Here is a 22,146-nt window from a genome sequence, read left to right on the forward strand (position 1 = left end):
GGCCATCTGGCCAGGACGGCAATTGCACCGGCGGATGCAGGATCTTCTGCACGCCATGGATCACCAAAGGCCGCGACGGGTCTTCCCTGAGCTCGATGACGCCCTTCATGCGCAGCAGGCGCTCGCCATGTGTCGAGCGCAGCAGGTCGAGGAACATCTCGATCGCCGAAAACGGCACCGGGCCGTCATGCACCAGCGAATAGGAACGCACCCGCGAATCGTGGCGATGACCGTGGTCATGGCCATGTTCGTGATCATGCCCATCATGGTGATCATGATGGTGATGATCATGAGCCGCTTCCTCGCCCAGCCAGCGCCGCACATCGGCGGATTTGGTTGCCGGGTTGTAGAGGCCGCAATCAAACAGCGCCGCCACGCCTGTCCCCGTGTCACCGGCATCGAGCAGTTCGGCGCCCGGATTGATCTGCCGCAGGCGCGCCCGAAGCATTTCCAACTCATTGGGATCGGCGACCAGATCGGCTTTGCTGAGCACGATGCGATCGGCGACGGCAGCCTGCTTGACCGCCTCGACGTGGGCGTCGAGCGTGGCGTTGCCGTTGACGGCATCGACCAGCGTGATGACGCCGTCGAGCCGGAAGGCCTGGATCAGCGCCGGATGCGCCATGATCGACTGCAGCACCGGCGCCGGGTCGGCAAGGCCGGTGGTCTCGACGATGACGCGGGCAAGCCGGGCGATGCGGCCGGTCTGCAGCCGGTCGACCAGGTCGGCCAGCGTGTCGACCAGTTCGCCGCGCACCGTGCAGCAAAGGCAGCCGTCCGAAAGCTGGATGATGCCGTCGGAAGACTGCTCGACCAGCAAATGGTCGATCGCCACCTCGCCGAACTCGTTGATGATTACCGCCGTGTCGGCCAGCGCCGGATCCTTGAGCAGCCGGTTGAGCAGCGTCGTCTTGCCGGCGCCTAGGAAGCCGGTCAGCACCGAGACGGGGATCGGGAAGCCGCTGCCCATTGGCTAGTTCGCAACCTTGGCCGGCTGGTCGCCCTGCGCGGCGGAGCCGGCAATCTTCGGGCCTGCGCCGGCCGGTGCCGGCCTGTCGGGCCGCCAGCTCGGGATCGGCACATCGGCATATTCCTGACCGCCCCGGTCGAGGATGGCCTTCGGCGCCGGACCGGTGGCGCCGCCAAGGCCGACGGCAACCAGCGTCGGCACATGGTCGAGCTTTTCCTGATAGGGCGATTTCGGCACGTCCTTGGCGGCAACCGGCGGCGCCTCCGACTGCTCCTGCGGCGTCTTCTTCTTGCAGACCTCGTCCTTCATGTCGTTGGGCGAGACCGTGTCGCCATAGGGCGCCAGCGTGGTGACGGTGGCCGAGCCGGCGGCAGGCGCGTCAAAACCCTGATCGAGCAGTTTTGCCGCGGTCTCGGCACGTGTGACCGCCGATTTCTCGCCAAGCACCACCGCGACCAGCGTGCGCCCGTTGCGGGTCGCCGAACCGATCATGTTGAAGCCGGAAGGGCAGACAAAGCCGGTCTTCATGCCATCGGCGCCGGGATAACGGCCAATCAAGAGATTGTAGTTGGGAATAGCCTTCTTGCCGACGGCAAGGCCCTCGATCGAGAACCACGGCGCATATTGCGGAAATTCGCGGCGGATCGCCATCACCAGCACGGCGAGGTCGCGCGCCGTCGTGTACTGATCCGGCGAATAGAGCCCGTTCGGATTGACGAAATGCGTGCCGTTCATGCCGAGCCGGGTCGCTTCGGCGTTCATCCGGTCGGCAAAGGCCGCCTGCGAACCGCCGACATTTTCGCCCACCGCCATGGCGATGTCGTTGGCCGATTTGACCAGCATCATCTTCAGCGCGTTGTCGAGCCGCATCACCGAGCCCGGCTTGAAGCCCATCTTGCTTGGCGGCTCGGCGGCGGAGTGTTTGGTCACCTTTATCGGCGAATCAAGCTGAACCTCGCCGGCGGCGATCGCCCGAAAGGTGACATAAGCGGTCATCAGCTTGCTCAGCGACGCCGGATACCAGCGCTTGAACGCGTCCTGATGCTGCAGGATCTTGCCGCTGCCGAGATCGAATACGACCACCGGATTGGCCAGCGCCGGCCCGGCCACGACCGACAGCGCGATTGTGCCAACCGAGAATAGTTTGAGGAAATGCCTGTACCGCATGATCAAATCCGAAATCGCCTCTTGCCGTAGTCGCCCCTGGCTCCGTAAGATTTCGTTACGCGATCGCCAGCATGATTGGTCCGACCCTCAAAAACCGGACCGCATCGTTGCGGTGCTATTTACCCTATGTGACGCCAAGATGGCAAAGTGCCTGGCGATCACAATTGCAAGGCAGCGGACGACACCCGCCTGTCCCAACAGCGAGATGGAACCATCATGCCAATCCTGAACCGTGCCGCCGAAATGCAGGACGAAGTTGCCGGCTGGCGCCAGCATCTGCACCAGACGCCAGAACTGAACTTCGACGTCTTCAAGACCGCCGCCTTCGTCACCGAGAAGCTGAAGGCTTTCGGCTGCGACGATGTGGTCACCGGCCTCGGCAAGACCGGCGTCGTCGGCATCATCCGCGGCCGGCAGGGCGAAGGCCCCACCATCGGCCTGCGCGCCGATATGGACGCGCTGCCGCTCAACGAGATCACAGGCAAGTCCTACGCCTCGACCATCCCCGGCAAGATGCACGCCTGCGGCCATGACGGCCACACGGCGATGCTGCTGGGCGCGGCCAAATACCTCGCCGAGACGCGCAACTTCACCGGTTCCGTGGCGGTGATCTTCCAGCCGGCCGAAGAGGGCGGCGGCGGCGGCAACGAGATGGTCAAGGACGGCATGATGGAGCGTTTCGACATCTCCAGGGTGTTCGGCATGCACAACATGCCGGGCCTGCCCGTCGGGCAGTTCGCCATCCGCCCGGGCCCGATCATGGCGGCGACCGCCGAGTTCACCATCACCGTGCGCGGCAAGGGCGGCCACGCGGCGATGCCGCACGGCACGATCGACCCGATCGTCATCACCAGCCAGCTGGTCGGCGCCTTGCAGACGATCGCCTCGCGCAGCACCGATCCGGTCGAGGCCGTGGTGGTGTCGGTGACCAAGTTCCACGCCGGTGACGCCTACAACATCATCCCCGAAACCGCTGAAATCGCCGGCACCGTGCGCACCTTGCGCAAGGAGATCGCCAAGAAGTCCGAAGAGCGCATCCGCAGCATATGCGACGGGCTGGCGACCGCATTCGGGGCAAAGATCGAGGTCGACTATCAGGCAAATTACCCCGTGACCTTCAACCACGCGGAAGAGACGGTGTTTGCCGGTGATGTCGCGATGAGTGTCGCCGGCGACGCCCATGTCCACCGCGGCATCCAGCCGGTGATGGGCGGCGAGGATTTCTCCTACATGCTCGAAGCCCGCCCCGGCGCCTTCATCTTCATCGGCAATGGCGACACCGCCGGTCTCCACAACCCTGCCTACGATTTCAACGACGAGGTCATCCCGCACGGCATGAGCTACTGGGTGAAACTGGCGGAAACCGCGCTGGCCGCCTGACGGCGGCAGCGCAAAGTCGGCCGAATTGCCTTCGGCCGGCCTCTTGGCGAAACGATCCGAAGCGGCTATGTGTCTGGCCGCGTGGTCCCGTAGCTCAGTAGGATAGAGCGGCAGATTCCTAATCTGTAGGTCACAGGTTCGATTCCTGTCGGGATCACCACGCTTTTCACCAGCTTAGCAACTGACGTCGTACTTTTCGCGAAACAGTGCAACGAATTCTAATCTCGGCGGGAATGCATCGCCGAACAAGGAACGATCCAGCTTCGCTCCGAAGAGCGGGCACTACAATGGCCCTTTTGTCTGGCCGAAGGCTGCCGGCAGGATCATTGCGAGGTGATGGTTGACCGTGGTGCGCTGTGACCTAGCTTAAAGTTCATGATGGACAGTCAAGAGCCGGGAAGTGGCGAATTGTCCGCACCGGCGAACTCTCGCGAGGTTGATATGCAGAGGCGCAAATCGGCGTCTCAGGGCCCCGCATGTGTCCTTGGTCGGCCATTGCCCGCCAAGGAATATCAACTGCGGCGATCTATCAGCGCGCGACCGGCGCCCCGCCATCCGCAACAATTCGCAAGTACCAGAAGGATCCCGAAGAAAGCGACGTTTCGAGGGCGGTAAGCCTGGCCAATACCAAGGCGGATGACCAGACATCGCTTTACGAACTTGACGATACACCCCAGAACGCACGGGCACGGCAATGCCAAATTATCTTGCCGAAATGTATGCAAACGACGTAAATTTGGCCATTCTGATCGCAGTGGTGACGCTTGCATCGGTGGGCGTCTATCTTGTGCTCCGGCGTATCCTTGCCGCGGTGCGACGGCGCCGCCTTGCAGCGTTTGACGAAGGCAGATCCGGTATCGCCGACGAGGCTTCTTGGGAATGGGAAAGCCCGGCCGGACTTGTCGCCGGACCTGCTTCTTCCAAGGCTGCCAACCCCTTGCATCCGGTCGGCCTGGATGTTCGGGCTCAAAATACCAACTACTCTCGGTTCGGAGTGCGAATCGAGCATTTCGCCGCGACATCCGAACCCAGCGGGAGCTCGTTAGTGACCGGTGCTCCTGCACCGAACAGTGTGCAGTCTGGCCGGCTTGCAGCATCCATCAGCGCGATCGCGGAACGTGGGAAGCGGATTTGCGGGTCGGCATGGGACCAATTGCGCCATAGAGCTTCACCGCCAAAAATTGCTCCGTTGGCCTATGCTGCGGATCGCGGTTTGAATTTCACAGCTCAGATGGGAGATCCCGACCCTGCCATGGCGCCTGCCTCAAACCCTGTCGTTCGCAGGCCGATCGTTCTTGTATCGCGTTTGGGTCTCGCCGCCATTTGTCTGGCCGCGCCGATTGGCTATGCGATGACGAGACAAATCTGGGTCGAAAGCGCTTCAGCCATCTCGCAAACCCAAGACCAGGCCCATCGAGACCTTTCGCGCCCGTTGAGACTTCAGGCGAGTGCCGAATTGCTTGGCCCGGATCTCACGGCTAACCAGGCGCAAGACGGGACGGATCGTGCTCAGTCTGCCGCTGCGAGACAATTGGCCGACCAGGAACACCGGGCGGCGGAAGGCGAGCGTGCCAGGAGCGCCGCTCTGCAGGGAGCGCTCCTCGAGGCGAGCAAGCAGATCCACACGCTGAGGGCAAGCATGGCAGCTGCCGATGACGCGCGCGAGGAGCGGTTGCGCAATGAACTCGCGGCGGCCCGCACTCTTGACGCGTTGCGGCGCATTGCGGGAGATGCCCGCACGATGCTGAGCGAGGCCACCAGCTATGTCCTTGAGGAGATGCCCGCTGCTCATCTCGAGCAGGAGCAGGCCCAAAGGCAGGCGCGCGATTTATCGCAAGCGCGCGTCCAAATTGAACAGCTTGAGACCGAGGCCGCCGAGGATCGCGCCACGGCCAAGGCTTCACTGGCGCAGGCGAGCGGCATGCTCGACGACGAACGCCGGAAGGCGGAGCTGCTTCGTGGCGATCTCGCCGAAGCGAAACTGACCAATGCCGCACTCATGAAGCGTACGGCCGCGGCTGAGCAGGAACGGACCGACGCGGTCACAGCGAGACAACAAGTGGAGCGGACCGCAGCTGACACGGAGCGAACGCTCGCACGAGAACGCGCTGCAGCAGCAGCGGCCGTTGAGGAGCTGAAAGAAGCTCGCGTCGAGCGCCAGGCGGCTGAACTGGAGCGAGCCAAAGCAGTCTCAGCGAAAGAGCGTGCCGAGCAGGCCGCAACCGAGACGGCACAGGCTCTGGCACGGGAACGTACTACAGCCGTCATGAATCGTGAGGATCTCGACAGAGCCCGCATCGAGCGCGAAGCCGCCGCCCAAGCTCTTTTGGTGCGTGTCGCTAAGCTTCAGGAGGCTCTGGGCGAACAACGCGAGGCCACTGTTTCTCTTGCCCGCGACTTGGCCGCAGCGCGCGGGGACAACGACAGGCTCAGGACTGAGCGCCGCAGCGCGCAGATCGAACCGCCCCTGAAGCCGCGTTCTGGCCGCGCGGCAGCCAGCCAGGTGAAGGCCGTCAGCAAGAAGACTGGCAAGGTTCGCAACCCTTCGCGGATGACCCGGGTGCGTTCGATCACACTTCCTTACTCGCTCTTGCCAAGACACGTGACACCACAGTGATTCCGACTGCGCGGTCGCTTCCGTGGAAGGCCATCTTTGATGCCCCGCACCCTTGGTAACACACCCGAGGCCTGCTGCCATTTCGGCCAAAGATGAATGGCCCCTCGAATTCACCCTGCTTCATCAGCGAGGTGTTCTGCGCGGTTCGCTATGTCAGGCCGATCACGCTGCCTGTCGCGTCCAATTCGCATTGGATCGCCGCCTGCCGCGTTTCCACGTTGCCTTGCCGCACATAGTCGATGCTGACCTCGATAGGGGCCGAGATCGTCGCCCGACTCAACTGATGTACGAAGCCCGCGCTGCTGACGCGCACGCTGGTCGCGCCAAACGGAGCGGCGGCCGACTCGATGGCATCATGGCAGGCCCGAACGACTTTATCCGGGACGCCCGGCAACGCCTCGGTTCGGCTGACTGTTGATTGAGTGTTGCTGTCGCTGGGAGGCTGGAGAGCGGCCGGCAGGTCGAGCGACTGTCCGCCCCTTGCGGACGCAACAGCAGTAGCGGTGGCCGGACCTACCGTCCCCGGGGCTGCCGCAGTGCCGCTTGTGCTGGTCTCGCCGTCGTCCGCCGACGAACTGGAGCCGCCGGGGTCATCGCCAGTCCCTTTCTGCGAGCCGCCGTGGTTGCCGCCGGCGTCATGACCTCCGCCGCCACCATGGCCACCAGAACCATGGCCGCCGTTGCCATGCCCTCCGCCTTGCTGGCCACCGGTTGCAGCTCCTGCGCAAACTACCGCGATCGAGCAAGCTAAGACGAAATACGCACAGGTGAATCCACGCGATTGACGCACGACGACCTCCATGGATGCGTCGGTCCAACCGTCTTTCCGCGGCGTGCAGTCAGAACGGCCCGAACCGCCGCTGCCCCCGAGGCAACCTAGCGATTGCCGCGCCCCCGAAAGAACTAGGGGATCGATCCGGTGTATCAAGGATATTTGGCTGGTAAGCGCCGATGAGAGATCGCTTGGCTGGCGAGTGCCGTATCATTCACGTCGAGGCCGACCGTGGATGACGCCGCAGACGCCTTCATGACCCAATGACCGGAGTCCGGGGAGTGGCCTGGCCGAGGCCCGGGCGAATGCAGAGATCAGCTCCGCCATGGCGAACCATGGCGGGCCAGACGGATCACCCCGCCTCAGCCTACCCTGACGACAAAATGCTTCGTCACCGGCTCGATGATCTTCCAGGTTCCCTTGAAATCGGCTTCCACCACGAAGGCATCGCCGGGGCCGACCTCGACCGGTGTGCCGCCGTCCGGCGTGATGATGATGCGGCCGGCGATCATGTGCACGAACTCGTAGTCGGTATAGGTGGCGTGATAGGTGCCGGGCGTCGCGCGCCAGGTGCCCGACAGCACCTTGCCGTCCGCGGTCGTGTGCTGGACGGCGGTTTGCATGGTCGGCCTGCCCTCGACGACGATCCAGCCAGCCAGATCGCCGGCGTCCGCGTGTTCGACGGTGCCGAATTTGAGGATTGTCTCGCGTGTCATGTGCTGGGCTCCGTTGGTGGATTGCGTGGCGTTGTTTGCGTGGCGTTGTCAGATAACCGATGCACCTGCCGCGAGCAATGCCGGCGCCATACGGCGCAGGCCAACGAACTCGGGCTAACAGGTTCCTTCGGAGCCTTTCGCCGGCACGTTGGCTGACGGTGCATCAAAAGAAAAACCCGCCTGTGCGGCGGGTCACTGGCGCAAATCAGCACCATAGGCAAAAATGTACCATAGCTGAGGTCACCGTGTCAAGAAAAAATTCCTATCGTGAAAAATGGCGGCACAAAAGCCGCCAAAACCGGCTGCCTCGAGGCCTGTTGTTAATCTGAGTTCGGAACCCTGCCCTGTGGCGCACGCCGCGTCCTTCGGCCCTCGACGGGCGGGTCAGGGTTTGTGCCGCGCCGAGACGAGTTCCGCCTTGCGCCTTGCCGTCTCCATTCCCAGACCGATGAAAGCGCGCGCGTGCTTGGCCAGCGCCATGTTGTCCGTCCACAGATTGCGCCAGATCGCGGTCTTCTTCGACAGGTTCTCATCGACGATTTCCGAAGAGAAGGATTCGAAGCTGAGGTCGTCGCTGTAGCCGATAGCGGTCAGCGCATCGAAGATCGCGGCGAAATCGATATTGCCGGTGCCGAGGAAGCCGCGGTGGCTTTCGCCGATATGGACATAACCGATCTTATCGGCGGCATGACGAATGGCCAGCCCGACATCGGCCTCCTCGATGTTCATGTGGAAGGTGTCGAGATGCAGGAAGATGTTGTCCGAGCCTGTGTCCTCGATGAAGGCCAGCCCTTGCGCGGCGGTGTTGAGCAGATTGCTTTCGAAGCGGTTGACGATCTCGAGGTTGAGCGTGACGCCGGCCGCCTTGGCTGTCTCGGCAACCTTGGCCAGCGTGCCGGCACTGCGCTGCCATTGATCGCGCGTCGGCGCCTCGACCTGCAATCCGTGGCTGGTCGAGAGAATGCCGGCGACCTTGCGGCCGCCGAGGTCGCGCGTCAGCGCGATGGTGTCGTTGAGGATTTCGACGCCTCGCGCGGCAATCGCCTTGTCGGCGCTCGAAATGTCGCCATCAACGGGCAATCCGATGCTGATCGCGACGCCGAGGCCAAGATCGGCGATGCGCCTGGCAAGCCCGCCGATGTCGACATTGGCGGGATCGAGATAGGAGAATTCGATGAGGTCGAAGCCGGCCTCCCTGGTGTTGGCCAGCGTGAGCTCGAGATCGGCCTGAGCCGAGCCCGCCGACCAGACAAAAGAATGGATTCCAATACGCGACATCATCGTCTCCGGAGCTGACAAGAGGTGCGGCCGGGTCATCCCGGCCGCACGCTGTAGATGGAGTTAGAGACTGTTTCGAAATTCGCTCTGGCGAGTCATATGGTGGTGGTTTCGAGAACCGTAGCGCAGCGGACTTTTGGTCCGTGAGCAACGGAAGCGCAGAAAACGCCATCAGATGGCCGACAGAGTAGAATTTCCAAACAGGCTCTTAGCGGGCCGCGGTCCAGCCCTTGTAGTCCTTCAGGTTCTCGGCCGTGATCAGCTTCGGGTCGAGCAGCACGGTCGGCTCCGCCGGCTTCTTGCCGGCCAGCAGTTCGGCCGCCATCGTCAGTGACTGGCCGGCCATCACGTAAGGATCCTGCGAGGCCGAGGCCTTGATCATCGAGGTGCCGGAGGAGAGTTCCTTCTCGATATCGGGCGCGCCGTCGACGGCGGTGAAGATGAATTCCGAACGGTTGAGCTGCTTGGCCGCAAGCTGGGCGCCGATCGCCGTCGGGTCATTGATGGCAAACACCGCATCGATCTTGTCGAAGCGGGTGAGCAGCGACTGGAACACTTTCAGGCCGCCGTCGCGTGAGCCTTCGGCATTCTGGTCGTCGGAGAGGATCTTGATGTCGGGATGCTGCGCCAGCACGTTCTTGCAGCCCTTCACCCGCTCCAGGATCGAGGACGATGCCGGTCCGTTGAGGATGACGTAGTCGCCCTTGCCGCCGGTGTGGTCGACCAGGTACTGGCAGGCCTCTTCGCCGGCCTTGACGTTGTTGGTCATCACGGTGACGTCGGCTCCCGGCGCCGAAACGTCGAAGGCGGCAACGACGATGCCAGCGGCCTGTGCCTTCTTCACCGCCGGCGCGATCGCCTTGGCGTCGACGGCATTTAGCATGATCACGTCGACACCGGCGGCGATGAACGAATCGACCTGCGAGACCTGCTTGTTGAGGTCATAGTCGGCCGATACCGAGGTCACCTCGACCTTCGGGTTGATCTTCTTGGCCGCGTCCTCGATGCCCTTGATGGTGGCGACGAAGAAGGGATTGCCGAGCAGGCCGACCGAGATACCGACCTTGTTGAGGTCCTTGGCCGTAGCAGGCGCGATGGCGAGCGACGCGAGTGCGACGCCGCAGAGCAGTTTGGCGATGGTCTTCATTGCTTTCCTCCGATTGCCCCGCGCCTCTCACGGTGCGTTACACAAACCGGTCGTTGACGCCGGCGACTAAGGTCAATCACGTTCTTGCTCCTGCCTGGAGCCTGTAGCGGTCGAGGGCGACCGCCACGATGATGACCAATCCCTTGATGATGTACTGCCAGATGTCGGAGACACCGGCCAAGATGAGCCCATTGGAGAGCACCGCGATGATCAGTCCGCCGATCAGCGTACCCCAGATCGAGCCGACGCCGCCGACGAAGCTGGTGCCGCCGAGGATGACCGCAGCAATGGCGTCGAGTTCGTAGGATTGCCCGAGCTGCAAGCCGTTGGCTGCGTAGAGCCGGGCCGCCGACATGGCGCCGCCAAGACCGGCCAGCAGGCCGGAAACGCCATAGACGAAGAGCAGCACCAGCGGCACCTTGATACCGGTCAGCCGCGCCGCTTCGGCATTGCCGCCGACGGCATAGATCCAGGTGCCGAGCACGGTGCGCTTGAGCACCAGCCAGGACAGCACAACCACCGACAGCGCGATGATGACCAGCCACGGAATGCCGAACAGCGAACCGTTGCCGATGAAATCGAACGGCAGGTCCGAATTGAACACCGTGGTGTCCTGGCCGAGCAGGCGGGCGACACCGCGCACCGCGGTCAGCGAACCCAGCGTGACGATAAAGGGCGGCAGCTTGATGTAGGCGATGAGCAGCCCGTTGATGAGGCCGAAGCCGAGGCCGACCAGAATGGCCGCCGGCACGCCGAGCAAACCCCAGTCCGGCACCAGCGACACCATCACCGCCACCATCGCCGAGGCGGCGAGGATGGCGCCGACGGACAGGTCGATACCGCCGGTCAGGATGACGAAGGTCATGCCGGCCGCCAACACGATGTTGATCGACGACTGCTGGGTGACGATCAAGAGGTTGGTCTCGGTCAGGAAGCGCGGGTTCAGGAACTGGAAGCCGGCCGCCAGCAGGATCAGCACCGGCAGCATGCCGAGGGCAGCGAAAGCCGTGCGCAACCGTCGGCTTGTGCCGGTGGCCTGGCCGCCTGCGCTGATCTCGGTCGCCTTGTCGGTCATTGCTGAGCCGCTCCCGTTGCAAGTTCCATGATTTTCTCCTGGCTCAGCGGTTCGCCTTGCGATGCCGTCACCTCGCCCGATATCGTGCCGTCGCGCATCACCAGCACGCGGTCGGCGACGCCGATCACCTCGGGCAGTTCGCTGGAGATCATCAGGATGGCGATGCCCTGTTTGGCGAGATTGTCGATCAGCCGGTAGATTTCCGATTTCGCCCCGACATCGACGCCGCGGGTCGGCTCGTCGAGGATGACGACCTTCGGCTCGGTCTCGAGCAGGCGGGCGAGCAGCACCTTCTGCTGGTTACCGCCGGACAGCGAGCCGGCATTGGCCTGCACCGAACTGGTGCGGATGGAGAGATCGGCAACGGCCTTGGAAGCGCGCCTTTCGGCGGCCGCGAAGTCGCGCAAGCCGCCGGCGCGCGAATCCCGCGCCAGCACGCCCATGCTGATGTTGTCGGAAATCGACATGTCGAGGAACAGGCCAAGTTCCTTGCGGTCCTCGGTCAGATAGGCGATGCCGGCATCGAGCGCCTCGCGCGGCGAGCCGATGGAGATCGTTTTGCCGTCGAGTTCCAGCGTGCCTGACACGCGCCTGTCGGCGCCGAAGATCAGCCGCGCAAGCTCGGTACGGCCGGAGCCGACCAGACCCGCCAGCGCCAGCACCTCGCCCTTGTGCAGGTCGAACGAACAGTCTTTCAGGAGACGGCCGTCGGACATGCCACGCACCGAGAGCGCCACCGCGCGCTCTTCGTCCGGCGGCCGATGATCCTTCTTGTAGAAAGCCGACAGATCGCGGCCGACCATCATCGACACCAGGCGCGAGGCGCTGAGGTCGGCACGCTCGAGCGTACCGACATAGCCGCTGTCGCGCAGCACGCTGACGCGATCGGCAAGCTGGTAGACCTCTTCCATGCGGTGACTGATGTAGATGATGGCGATGCCTTGCGATTTCAGCGTCGCGATGACCTCGAACAGCCGGTCGGTCTCGCGCGAGGTCAGCGACGTGGTCGGCTCGTCCATGACGATGATGCGCGCATTGGTCGACAGCGCGCGGGCGATCTCGACCAATTGGCGCTCGCCGAGCGACAGGCTGGAGACCATGTCGCGGGCCGAAAAGGAGACGCCCAGACGCGCGATGATCTCCCTGGCGCGCCGGGTGCACTGGTCGCGGTCGACGATGCCGAAGCGTCGCGGCTCGTTGCCGAGGAAGATGTTTTGCGCCACCGTCAGATTGGGCGCCAGCGACAGCTCCTGATAGATCACCGCGACGCCGCTGGCGCGCGCCTTGATCGGATCGCCGGTCGCGGCCGGCATGCCGTCGATCAGGATCTCGCCGCCGGCATCCGGCCGATAGGCGCCTGAAAGCACTTTCATCAATGTCGACTTGCCGGCGCCGTTTTCGCCCATCAAGGCGTGCAGCTCGCCGGCGTGGACGCTGAGCGAGACATCGTGCAAGGCACGGATGGTGCCGAACGTCTTGGAGATGTGCCGCATCTCCAGCACCGGCTGGCGCGCGGTCTCGGCCCTGGCAATCGCACTCATCGCGCGCCTCCCGCTGCCGCATCAGCGACGCCGCGGTCCATGGTGGCGTCGCGCCAATTGCTGCGATAGCCTGCCAACCCGGTGAAACGCGATGCGCGCACCGGCTCCGGAACTTCGGCGGCGAATTCGCGCCCGACGCTCTCGAAGGCGAGCGCCGCGGCACCCGTGGCGCTGCCTTCAAGCGTGGCGCCCTGCAGGAAGGCCTGGCCGGGACGCAACTGCGCCAGCAGCCCGGCGAGCACACCGCCTGTGTTCAGCCCGCCATCGACGATCACGGTGTTGTTCGAATGGATGAGGTCGAGGCAGAGATCGACCATCAGCGCGACATAGAGCAGCGCCGCGGCCGCGCGTTCCTCGGCATCGGGCGTGCGCCCGACCAGTCGGCCGGAATGCCCCGCCATCGGCCCGCCCGGCGCGAAGCTCGGCAGCGCCATGATGCCGGCATCGATCACCCGCTGCACCACTGGGCCGGCGATCTCGCCTTGCCAGCCGGCGCTGATTGTTGCGAATTCGCGCCCGCCCATGAAGCGGATGGTCGGCACTGGGCCGCCGCCGACATCGACGTTGACCAGCATGTCGCGATCCCGGTCGAGTGCGTCGAGCGGGCAGTCCGGATTGAGCACGATGACCCAGGTGCCGGTCGAAACGACGGTGACCGGGCCAAGCTCCTGCCGGCGATAGGCATGCAGCGCCGCATTCGAGTCATGGACGCCGTTGTGGATGGCGATCACCGCAGCGCCGAGGCGCTGCTCGCCGATAACGGTGCCGGCGCGCTCGAAGGCAGGCATCCGGTCACGCCAGCCCTGCGCGTCGACCAGCGAGGAAAAGTCTTGGCTGCGCGGCGCCCACAGATGCGAATGGCAGCCGAGATAGGACACTTCCGAGACCGCCCGCCCGCCAAGGCGCCAGCTCCAGTATTGCGGATAGCCGAGGATTGATTTCGACGCAGCGAACGCGTCCGGATCGACCTCCTGCAGCCACAGCATGTGGCGGCCGTAGTTGAAGCCGAGCGGCAGCCGCGGCGAGAAAGTCTCGGAAAAGTCAGGAATGCGGCGATCAATCCGCGCGGCAATCTCGGCCGGCGGCTCTTGCTCGTAATCGAGGATCGGATGCGTCAGCGCCGCCTCGTCGACCAAGGCAAAGGTGCAGCCATGACCCGAGACCATGACCCCTTCCACTCCATGACCGTCCACCGCATCGGCAACGGCGCTGAGCGCCCAATGGTGGAGCGCCGCCTCGTCGAGCACGCTGAAGCCGCCTTGGCGCACCCATTTCGGCTGGGTCCGGCGCTCGTCGATGATCCGCCCGTCCTGGCCGAAGACGAACAGCTTCGAATTGGTCTTGCCGAAATCGAGGACCGCCACCTTCACTGGATGGCTCCCGAAGCTATCCGCACCATGACGCCGGCGTCCTCCAGCATGCGCGCATCGGCGTCGGAGAGACCGTCGTCGGTGACCAGCGTGCCGATGCGCGAAAGCGGCAGCGCGACATTGCGCGCGTGGATCGACAGTTTGCGGCTGTCGGCCAGCACCACGATCTGGTCGGCGCAGAGGCTGAGATCGACGATCGAGCGTACCAGCAGCGGGTGCGATTCCATCACGCCTTCCTGGCCAAGGCCTTGCGCGCCGAGAAAGAATTTGGAGGCGTAGAAGGGCACGGCCTGGGTGAGCGAATGGATGATGCCGGGTTCGCGATGCAGATCACCGCCGGCAACCGTCAGGCTGCAATGGCCGTGGTCGCTGAGATAGGCCGCCAGCGGCATCGAGTTGGTGTAGAGGCGGATGTTGCGCTCGGCGAGCTTGACGCCCAGATGGAAGCAGGTCGAGCCGCCATGCACGATGACCGCATCGCCGTCGCGCACCATGGTCGCCGCCAGAGCGGCGATCTGCCGCTTGGCCTCGACCGCAAGGTCGCGGTTCTCGTCATAGGGCCGGGCGTAGGCGACACCGGCCTGGGAAGCGCCGTCGAGTGCCGAGATGCCGCCATAGACCTTCCGTGCTTCGCCGGCCTCGTCGATCCGGTCGATGTCGCGCCTGACCGTCGCGGCCGAAACGCCAAGCCGTTCCTGCAGCTCACGCACCGAAGCGAACGGACGATCCCGCAGCAGTTCGACGATCTGACGCTGGCGGCCGGAGTCGCTCAATTCTTTCCTCCCGGATGCCATTTTCCATGGCAATTGGTGCAACTTACTCAACATTAGCCAGATTGCAAGCGCGTTTTGATGATAGTATATCACTATTGACGTAGATCACTCGTATCTGCGATATCAGCGCCAATTCGACCCCGGCAACGGGATTTCGCGCAGGACACGGCCGAGCCGTTGGAGGAAAAGCGCCATGGCGACCCAAGCTGATGCGCAGGAACTGGCGGCCTTGCGGGCGCTTTCGGCCAGCATCGGGCGGAGCCCGCATCTGACCCAGGCGGCGGGCGGCAACACCTCGCTGAAAGCCGGCGACACACTGTGGATCAAGGCGTCCGGCACCTGGCTGAAGGACGCGCTTGTCGATGACATCATGGTGCCGGTGGCGATGGCGCCGCTGCTGAAAGCCGTCGAGCAGCGCGATCACGCCGCCGACCTGCCGCAGGGTTTCACCATTGCAGCGCTCAACCCGCGCGGCCTGCGGCCGTCGATCGAGACCACGGTGCACGCCCTGATGCCGCAGCGCGTTGTTCTGCATGTCCATTGCGTCGACACCATCTCGCTTGCCGTGCAGGCCGATGGCGAGGCCGAGGTCGCCAGGCGGCTCGATGGCATCGAATGGGCCTATGTGCCCTATTTCCGGCCCGGCCTGCCGCTTGCACGCGGCATCGCCGAGAAACTGCGGCCTGGTGTCGACGTGCTGATCCTTGGCAATCACGGGCTGGTCGTCGCCGCCGAAACCGTCGCCGGGGCGGAGCTTCTGCTGCGCCGTATCAGGTCATTGCTGGCCCGGCCGACGCGCGCGACCGCCGCACCCGACCTTGCCGCCTTGGCGGCGCTTGCCGGCGCCAGCGGCTACAGATTGCCGGCCGATGTCGAAGCGCATGCGGTTGCGCTCGACCCTGAGAGCCGCCGCATGGCGCAGGCCGGCAGCCTCTATCCGGACCACGTCATCTTCCTCGGCCAGGGCTCCGTCGTGGCGAAACCAGGCGAGGCGGTGGCCGATGTCATTGCACGACTGGACACGTCGCCTGCGGCGATCCTGTTTCCCGGCGCAGGCGTGCTGATGCGCGGCGATGCGAGTGCCGGCGCCGATGCCATGCAACGCTGCCTCGCCGACGTGACGGCGCGCATCGACATCGCCGCGCGGCTGAACTATCTCACCGCTTCCGAGAATGACGAGCTGGTCAACTGGGACGCCGAGCAATATCGCCAGAAGCTCAACGCGGCTGGCGGCTAGCATGGGCATGATGCCACTTGTCATCGGCATCGACATCGGCACATCGGGTGCGCGCGCCGTCGCCATGCGCCCGGATTTTTCCATAGCCGGGCACGCGGCCGTCCCACTCGACAGGTTTGGCAGCGATGGGCGAGCTCCCACGGCGTGGTGGCAAGCGGTCAAGACGGTGCTGACGGAGCTGCTTTCCGGCATCGACCGCACGGCGGTCCGCGCCATCGCCATCGACGGCACCTCCGGCACACTGCTGCCGGTCGACGCCGCCGGGCGGCCGCTGGCCGAACCGCTGATGTACAACGACAAGGTCGATGACGACGACATCCTGGCCGCGGTCGCCCGCACCGCGCCGGCTGCAAGCGCAGCGCACGGAGCGACATCAGGCCTCGCCAAGGCCCTGCGCTTCCAGCATCCGCCGGGCATTGCGGCGGTGCTGCATCAGGCCGACTGGATTGCCGGAAACTTCTCCGGCCGCTTCGACGTCAGCGACGAGAACAATGCCCTGAAGACAGGCTATGATGTCGAGGCCCGCTGCTGGCCGGAATGGATCGCGGCGACCGGAATGCGCGTGGAGCTGCTGCCGCGCGTGGTCGAGCCGGGCGAAGTCACCGGCGCCCTCACCGCGGAAGCCGGGGAACTGTTCGGCTTGCCGCGCGATGTGGCCGTCGTCGCCGGCACCACGGATGGCTGCGCCTCGTTCCTGGCGACCGGTGCCGCCGCGATCGGCGACGGCGTGACCGCGCTGGGATCCTCGCTGACCATCAAGATCCTGTCCGACCGGCCGATTTCGGCGCCGCGCTTCGGCATCTACAGCCACCGGCTTGGCAACGCCTGGCTGGCAGGCGGTGCGTCGAATTCCGGCGGCAAGGTGCTGGCTCAGCATTTTCCGCTCGCCCGTATCATCGAACTCAGCGCGACAATCGACCCGGAGACCGACACCGGCCTCGATTACTATCCGCTTCCCGCCACGGGCGAACGATTTCCGATCGCCGATCCGGCGCTGCCGCCTCGCCTTGCGCCCCGGCCGGCGGACGACGCCGATTATCTGAAAGCGATGTTCGAAGGCATCGCCGCGATCGAGGCGCTCGGCTATGGCAGGCTTGCCGAACTCGGCGCGCCCGCGCTGATATCGGTCAGGAGCGTCGGAGGCGGGGCGGCGAACCCGGCCTGGACGGCAATCCGGCGACGCAGGCTCGGCGTCGATTTCCTGCCCGCGCTTTCCGACGAGGCCGCCGCCGGCACGGCGCGGCTGGCGCTGATGGGTGCAAGCCGGGCAGGACTCCTATGAGCACCAAAACGATCGAACGTCTCGACGGCATCGGGCCGCTGGCGGAGCGCTACGACGTGTTCCTGCTCGACCAGTTCGGCGTGCTGCATGACGGCACACGGCCCTATCCGGGCGCGGTGGCAGCGCTGTCGGCGCTGAAGCGTGCCGGCAAGACCGTGGTGCTGGTTTCGAACTCCGGCAGGCGGGCGCAACCCAATGAAAGCCGGCTCATGAAACTCGGCTTCGAAGCGGGAAGCTGGGATCATTTCGTTTCTTCCGGCGAGGTGGCGTGGCGATCCTTCAGGCAGATGGCGATTTCGGGGAAGCTGCGCCCAGGGACAAAATGTCTGCTGATCAGCCGTGAAGCTGACCGCTCCGCGATTGAGGGCCTGCCTTTTGTGCTGACCGGGTCCGGCGATGAGGCCGAACTGGTGCTGATCGCGGCCAGCGAGGGTGACCGCTTTGACCTCGACCATTATCGCAGGCTGTTCGCGCCGGCTGCAGAGCGGCGGGTGCCGTGTTTCTGCACCAATCCCGACATCATCATGCTGACGGCCGTTGGCCCTCGCTTCGGCGCCGGCCGTCTGGCCGATCTCTATGAAAGCCTGGGCGGCAGCGTTACCCGCATCGGCAAGCCCGACAAGGCGATTTTCGACGCCGCGCTGGCGCTGGCCGGCGAGCCGGACCCTGGCACCGTGGTCTGTGTCGGCGACAGCGTCGAACACGATATATCGGGGGGAAACAGCGCCGGCATCGCCACCGCGCTGGTGCTGAGCGGAATACTTGCGGACACACCGGATCTCGCCGCTGTTTTCGACGAACAGCAGGCCTGGCCGGACTACATCACGGACAGTTTCAGCTTCCGCTGACCGCCTCCAGCATGCGCCGCGCGCTCTCCTCGTCGGTGATCAGGATGGTTGGGGCGATGAGGGTCATGGCGCCGAGCAGCGCTTCGGTTTTCTCCTCGCCACCGGAGGTGAGGATACGGATCGGCGCCTTGCGCAGACGGTCGACATCCACCGACATCACGTGGCTGTTGACGGGATGATCGACCAGATCGCCGTTGCGGTCGAAGAAATGGAACAGGAGGTCACCCACGGCGCCTCGCGCAAGCAGGGCCTCCCGATCCGCCTCCTTGAGAAAGCCGCCCCGAGAGAAGGTGGTGGCCGAGGCAATCCCGCCGACGCTCAGCAGAACGGCATCAAGCACGTCGGCCATTTCGAAAATCTCCTGCAGGCCGCAGCGCTCGATCAGTGCGATCTTGGTCTCGACGCTGTCGACGACGGCTGGTGTCGGCATCAGATAGCCGTCGCCCTGGAATATCTGAGCGAAGCGCCAGGCGAACTCGGCTGGGTTTACCCGGCGCACGACGCCGACACCGCCAAGCAGCGAAATCACCTTGAAATCGGTGAGCGACTTGGCGCTGATGAAGGGCAGGCTCGAGAACAGCGTCTGCCCCCAGCCGACGCCGACCCGCATGCCGGACTTCATCGTGTCCGACAGGAAACTGCCGGTCTTGGCGCTGATCGCTGGTATCGGATCGGCATTGGGTGCCGAAAGCGGCGCCACCAGCGCCTGCTGCAGCCCGAACGTCTTCTCCAGCGCGCGCTCAAGCCGCACAATTTCTGACAATTCGCTCTCGATGGTGATCTTCACTTCGTTGCGCGCCCGGGCATCCGCCAGCATGCGCACGATGGTGACGCGACCGACGCCGAGCACGTCGGCGATCTCGTTCTGCGTCATCTGTTCGACGAAATACATCCAGGCGGCGCGAATCCTGAGGCGATCCGTCCGGCTTTCGCTGGCGACCTGCTCGGTTGCCTCGCCTCGACCGTCTTCGCTTTCGCCCTGTCGTCGTCTGCCCAAGTCTGTCTCTCCCCCTGCGGCGACGGACGAGCGCGCTGCCGCCGATTCTGCATGCTGGTCTAGTATCGCCTATTGATCTACCAATCGATAGGAACAATGTAGAGAGTGGCGGCTGCCCCGCTTGGCGGCTATCCGCAGCAAATTTCAAGGCGATCCGCGATGCTCCGACAAATCTCCGAAGATGTCCGCGTCAATCTGAAGGATCGGCTGCGGGAAGTCCGCGAAATCATCCGCCAGAGCCGCCATGACGGCAGCGGCGATGCCAGCATCCTGCGCGAAGCAACCAGCCATCTGCCGCCGTTTCCGGGCAAGGGCATCGAAGGCCTGCTCAGCCATGCCGCCAGTGCCGTCGACGAGGCGTTGTCGATCGCTGAAGCTTTCGTCCCGCATGAGCGCCCGATCAAGGTGGACGGCACGACGGTAAAGGGCCTCGGCACCTATTTCCCGATCGGCAACGAGGACCGCCAGCTGAGCGCGGAGCGCCTGTTCCGGCGCGATATGTATTATCTGACCAAGGCGGTGCTTGCCGGCCTGAACATCGACAATGCCCGCATCCACGAAGCCGATTTCGCGGCCGTCCATGCCACGATGCGCAAGCGGCATGGCGACCTCCTGGCCGCCTTGGCCACGCCAGGCGCCGGACTGCAGGCAATCGCGGCGATCTGTTCGGCGCTGCTGGTCGAGTGCCTCAGCCAGCGTCCGGTTCGCTTTGCCGAGACCGTGCCGGAAACGCCGGCCGCGATTGCCGGCCGGGCGCTCGACATAAGCTGCCTGGCGCCGCTCGCTTTGGCCTGCGGCCTGGCGACCACCGGCAGCGACGGTGCGCCGGAGCCGGATATGCTGGAGATCGCGATCCTGGCGGCGGATATTCGCCACGACCGCATCGTTCAGGCCTGCGCCAAGGCAAACCCGATCGCTGAACTGACACCGGTGTTCGCCACCTTGCTTGCCCATCTGCCGTAATTAGCCGGTCTTGGCTAGCCTTCAGCGGCCATGGCCATGATCGCTTTCTTGGCGCGCTGGATGGAAGCCGGGCTCATCGAGAGTTCGGTCAGTCCCATCTTCACGAAGGTCGCAATGAGATCGGGACGGCCGGCCGCCTCACCGCACATGCCGACCATGATACCGGCGGCGACGCCGGCTTTTGCCGTTATTTCGATCGCCGACATGACGGCTGGATTGGTGACATCGTTGAGCTTGGCGACGGTCGGATTGAGCCGGTCGGCGGCCATGATGTACTGGGTCAGATCGTTGGTTCCGATCGAGAAGAAAGCGACCTCCTTGGCGAGCGCCGGGGCGATCAGCACGGCGGCCGGGGTTTCGATCATGACGCCGAGATCGAATGATGCGTACGGCACGCCTTCGGCTTTCAGCTCGGCCGTGCATTCGTCAACCAGCACGAGCGTCTGCCTGACCTCTGAGATGTCGGACACCATCGGCAGCATCACCTTGATGTTGCCGTGCACGGCGGCGCGCAGCAGCGCCCGCAGTTGGCGCTTGAAGATGTCGGGCCGGTCGAGACACATGCGGATGCCGCGCCAGCCGAGGAAGGGGTTTTCCTCGTCGGGAAATTCGATGCCGGCAATCGGCTTGTCACCGCCGATGTCGAGCGTGCGCACAATGACCGGATAAGGCGCAAAAGCCTTGGCCAGCGCCGCATAGGTCTCGGCCTGCATGTCTTCCGAGGGCAGATGCATATGGCGCATGAACAAAAGCTCGGTGCGGAACAGGCCGATGCCCATGGCACCAGCCTCTTGCGCCGCTTCGATTTCCTCAAGTGAGCCGATATTGGCCGCGACTTCAATGATCCTGCCGTCGGCGAGCGTCGGCGTCACCGTCTTGAAGATGGTCAGTCCGGCGCGCTCCTTTGCCGCCGCTTCGACGCGGCCGGCGAAATCGGCGCGGGTCGCCGCGTCGGGGTCGATGATCACATGGCCGGCATTGCCATCGAGTGCGACTTCTCGCGCGGTGCGCAAGGCATTGACCTGGCCGCCGAGGCCGAGCACTGCCGGAATGCCGTGCGAGCGCGCGATGATGGCGATGTGCGAAGTGGCGCCGCCATGGCCGCACACCACGCCGCCGATACGCTTCAGCGGCGCGCGTGCCAGATCCCAGGCACCGATGTCGTCGGCGATCAGGATAGCGCCTTCGGGGATGTTTTCGAGGCTGATATCGTCCTGCCCCAGCAACACGAGGCAGATCTGCCGCCCGACCGCATGAACGTCGTCCGCCCGGGCGTTGAGATAGTGATCGTCGACCGCGCTGAATTCGGCGGCAATGGTGGAGGCGGCGGTGATGACGGCGGAGACCGCGTCATTGCCGCCCTTGATCAGGCCCTCGGCCTCACCAGTCAGGCTGTCGTCGGCGGCGATATCGCGCAGCGCCGCGACGATGCCGCGGTCTCCAGCCGACAGGCTGTCCTGCGCCAACGCAAGATCCATGCGGGCCTGGACCGCGCCGACGGCTGTGCGGAACCTGTCGATCTCGCCTTCGATCTCCTCGGCCCGCAACACGCGGCCCCGTCCGGCGATATCGGGTGGGAAATGTGCAAAGGCCGGGCCGATGGCGAAACCTTCGCTGGCGGCCACGCCACGCAGGCGGTTTGCCCCGTCAGGTGCCGTCGGCACGGATCCGGACGCGGGTGCCGCTTCCTGCCCGGCATCATTCGCCGCGCTCTGCGCTTCCGCTTCATCATCCAGGCCAGCCCTCGGATTCTCGAGGTAGCCGATCAGCGCCTCGAGCGCCTCGATGGCATCGGCGCCATTCGCCCGCACCGTGACTTCCTGGTTCTCCTTGACCGCCAGCAGCATCAGCTTGACAGAACTCTTGGCGCTGACCGCCTTGCCGTCCTTGACCAGTTCGACGTCGGATTCGAAGCCCTTGGCGAGCTTCACGAACCGCGTCGCCGGACGGGCGTGCAAACCTTCATGCACTCGGACGATGGTCGAGCGTTCCATGGCAAATACTCTGGTTTTG

At 64.6% G+C, this 22,146-nt stretch carries 18 protein-coding genes and 1 tRNA gene; 7 read left to right on the forward strand and 12 right to left on the reverse strand.

The annotated features are described in order from the left end of the window. Together EOB80_RS23250 and EOB80_RS23255 are read right to left on the reverse strand one after the other, a co-directional pair. The coding region (locus tag EOB80_RS23250; protein WP_164762690.1) for a GTP-binding protein at window positions 1-970 on the reverse strand (970 nt) is incomplete at its 3' end. Window positions 971-973: 3 nt separating this feature from the next. After that, window positions 974-2,137 carry a D-alanyl-D-alanine carboxypeptidase family protein gene (locus EOB80_RS23255; RefSeq protein ID WP_127329983.1) on the reverse strand — a complete coding sequence of 388 codons (1,164 nt, stop codon included), beginning with the start codon at window positions 2,135-2,137 and terminating at the stop codon, window positions 974-976. A 216-nt stretch (window positions 2,138-2,353) separates the two neighbouring features. Between EOB80_RS23255 and EOB80_RS23260 the strand changes: the two genes are divergently transcribed. The 3 genes from EOB80_RS23260 to EOB80_RS35485 all read left to right on the forward strand — a co-directional run bounded on the left by EOB80_RS23260 (window position 2,354) and on the right by EOB80_RS35485 (window position 6,134). Then, window positions 2,354-3,517, forward strand: coding sequence for a M20 aminoacylase family protein (locus tag EOB80_RS23260; RefSeq protein WP_127329985.1), 1,164 nt, complete (start codon window positions 2,354-2,356; stop codon window positions 3,515-3,517). A gap of 83 nt (window positions 3,518-3,600) precedes the next feature. Beyond that, a tRNA-Arg gene (locus EOB80_RS23265) sits at window positions 3,601-3,677 on the forward strand. Between the two features lie 534 nt (window positions 3,678-4,211). Next, window positions 4,212-6,134, forward strand: coding sequence for a hypothetical protein (locus tag EOB80_RS35485; RefSeq protein ID WP_245466426.1), 1,923 nt, complete (start codon window positions 4,212-4,214; stop codon window positions 6,132-6,134). A 148-nt stretch (window positions 6,135-6,282) separates the two neighbouring features. Here the strand turns inward: EOB80_RS35485 and EOB80_RS23275 are convergent, their stop codons facing one another. The 8 genes from EOB80_RS23275 to EOB80_RS23310 form a co-directional block, all read right to left on the reverse strand. After that, a complete protein-coding gene (locus EOB80_RS23275) occupies window positions 6,283-6,936 on the reverse strand; it encodes a hypothetical protein (RefSeq protein WP_164762689.1) in 654 nt (217 codons plus the stop codon). A 332-nt stretch (window positions 6,937-7,268) separates the two neighbouring features. After that, window positions 7,269-7,622 (reverse strand): cupin domain-containing protein, encoded by a 354-nt coding sequence (locus EOB80_RS23280; RefSeq protein WP_013529346.1) that lies wholly within the window; start codon window positions 7,620-7,622, stop codon window positions 7,269-7,271. 384 nt (window positions 7,623-8,006) lie between these two features. Beyond that, entirely contained in the window at window positions 8,007-8,900 is an 894-nt protein-coding gene (locus EOB80_RS23285) for a sugar phosphate isomerase/epimerase (protein ID WP_127329987.1), read from the reverse strand. A gap of 208 nt (window positions 8,901-9,108) precedes the next feature. Next, window positions 9,109-10,047, reverse strand: coding sequence for an ABC transporter substrate-binding protein (locus tag EOB80_RS23290; protein ID WP_127329989.1), 939 nt, complete (start codon window positions 10,045-10,047; stop codon window positions 9,109-9,111). 76 nt (window positions 10,048-10,123) lie between these two features. After that, a complete protein-coding gene (locus tag EOB80_RS23295) occupies window positions 10,124-11,122 on the reverse strand; it encodes a ribose ABC transporter permease (protein ID WP_127266680.1) in 999 nt (332 codons plus the stop codon). Then, window positions 11,119-12,663, reverse strand: coding sequence for a sugar ABC transporter ATP-binding protein (locus tag EOB80_RS23300; protein WP_127329991.1), 1,545 nt, complete (start codon window positions 12,661-12,663; stop codon window positions 11,119-11,121). Before EOB80_RS23300 ends, EOB80_RS23295 begins: the two co-directional genes overlap by 4 nt. Then, the gene (locus EOB80_RS23305; protein ID WP_127329993.1) at window positions 12,660-14,033 is read right to left on the reverse strand and encodes a carbohydrate kinase; all 1,374 of its coding nucleotides are present in this window, start codon (window positions 14,031-14,033) and stop codon (window positions 12,660-12,662) included. Before EOB80_RS23305 ends, EOB80_RS23300 begins: the two co-directional genes overlap by 4 nt. After that, window positions 14,030-14,806: a DeoR/GlpR family DNA-binding transcription regulator gene (locus EOB80_RS23310; protein ID WP_127266683.1), complete on the reverse strand. Its 777-nt coding sequence runs from the start codon at window positions 14,804-14,806 to the stop codon at window positions 14,030-14,032. The genes EOB80_RS23305 and EOB80_RS23310 overlap by 4 nt, the downstream gene beginning before the upstream one ends. A 193-nt stretch (window positions 14,807-14,999) precedes the next feature. On the opposite strand from EOB80_RS23310, the gene EOB80_RS23315 reads away from it, so the two are divergent. The 3 genes from EOB80_RS23315 to EOB80_RS23325 are packed head-to-tail and all read left to right on the forward strand — an operon-like array spanning window position 15,000 to window position 18,173. After that, window positions 15,000-16,043 carry a class II aldolase/adducin family protein gene (locus EOB80_RS23315; protein ID WP_127329995.1) on the forward strand — a complete coding sequence of 348 codons (1,044 nt, stop codon included), beginning with the start codon at window positions 15,000-15,002 and terminating at the stop codon, window positions 16,041-16,043. Between the two features lie 7 nt (window positions 16,044-16,050). Then, a complete protein-coding gene (locus EOB80_RS23320; RefSeq protein WP_164762691.1) occupies window positions 16,051-17,325 on the forward strand; it encodes an FGGY-family carbohydrate kinase in 1,275 nt (424 codons plus the stop codon). Beyond that, window positions 17,322-18,173, forward strand: a complete 852-nt coding sequence (locus EOB80_RS23325; protein ID WP_127329999.1) for a TIGR01459 family HAD-type hydrolase — start codon at window positions 17,322-17,324, stop codon at window positions 18,171-18,173. The genes EOB80_RS23320 and EOB80_RS23325 overlap by 4 nt, the downstream gene beginning before the upstream one ends. Here EOB80_RS23325 and EOB80_RS23330 read toward each other — a convergent pair. After that, window positions 18,160-19,170, reverse strand: a complete 1,011-nt coding sequence (locus EOB80_RS23330; protein ID WP_127269653.1) for a sugar-binding transcriptional regulator — start codon at window positions 19,168-19,170, stop codon at window positions 18,160-18,162. The two genes, EOB80_RS23325 and EOB80_RS23330, sit on opposite strands and share 14 nt — an antisense overlap. 159 nt (window positions 19,171-19,329) lie before the next feature. On the opposite strand from EOB80_RS23330, the gene EOB80_RS23335 reads away from it, so the two are divergent. Beyond that, window positions 19,330-20,133, forward strand: coding sequence for a hypothetical protein (locus EOB80_RS23335; protein WP_127269655.1), 804 nt, complete (start codon window positions 19,330-19,332; stop codon window positions 20,131-20,133). A gap of 14 nt (window positions 20,134-20,147) precedes the next feature. Here the strand turns inward: EOB80_RS23335 and ptsP are convergent, their stop codons facing one another. Next, window positions 20,148-22,127, reverse strand: a complete 1,980-nt coding sequence (ptsP, locus tag EOB80_RS23340) for a phosphoenolpyruvate--protein phosphotransferase (RefSeq protein ID WP_127330001.1) — start codon at window positions 22,125-22,127, stop codon at window positions 20,148-20,150. Between the last annotated feature and the right edge of the window lie 19 nt (window positions 22,128-22,146).

The sequence above is a fragment of the Mesorhizobium sp. M7A.F.Ca.MR.245.00.0.0 genome (assembly GCF_003997415.1).
GTDB lineage: Bacteria > Pseudomonadota > Alphaproteobacteria > Rhizobiales > Rhizobiaceae > Mesorhizobium.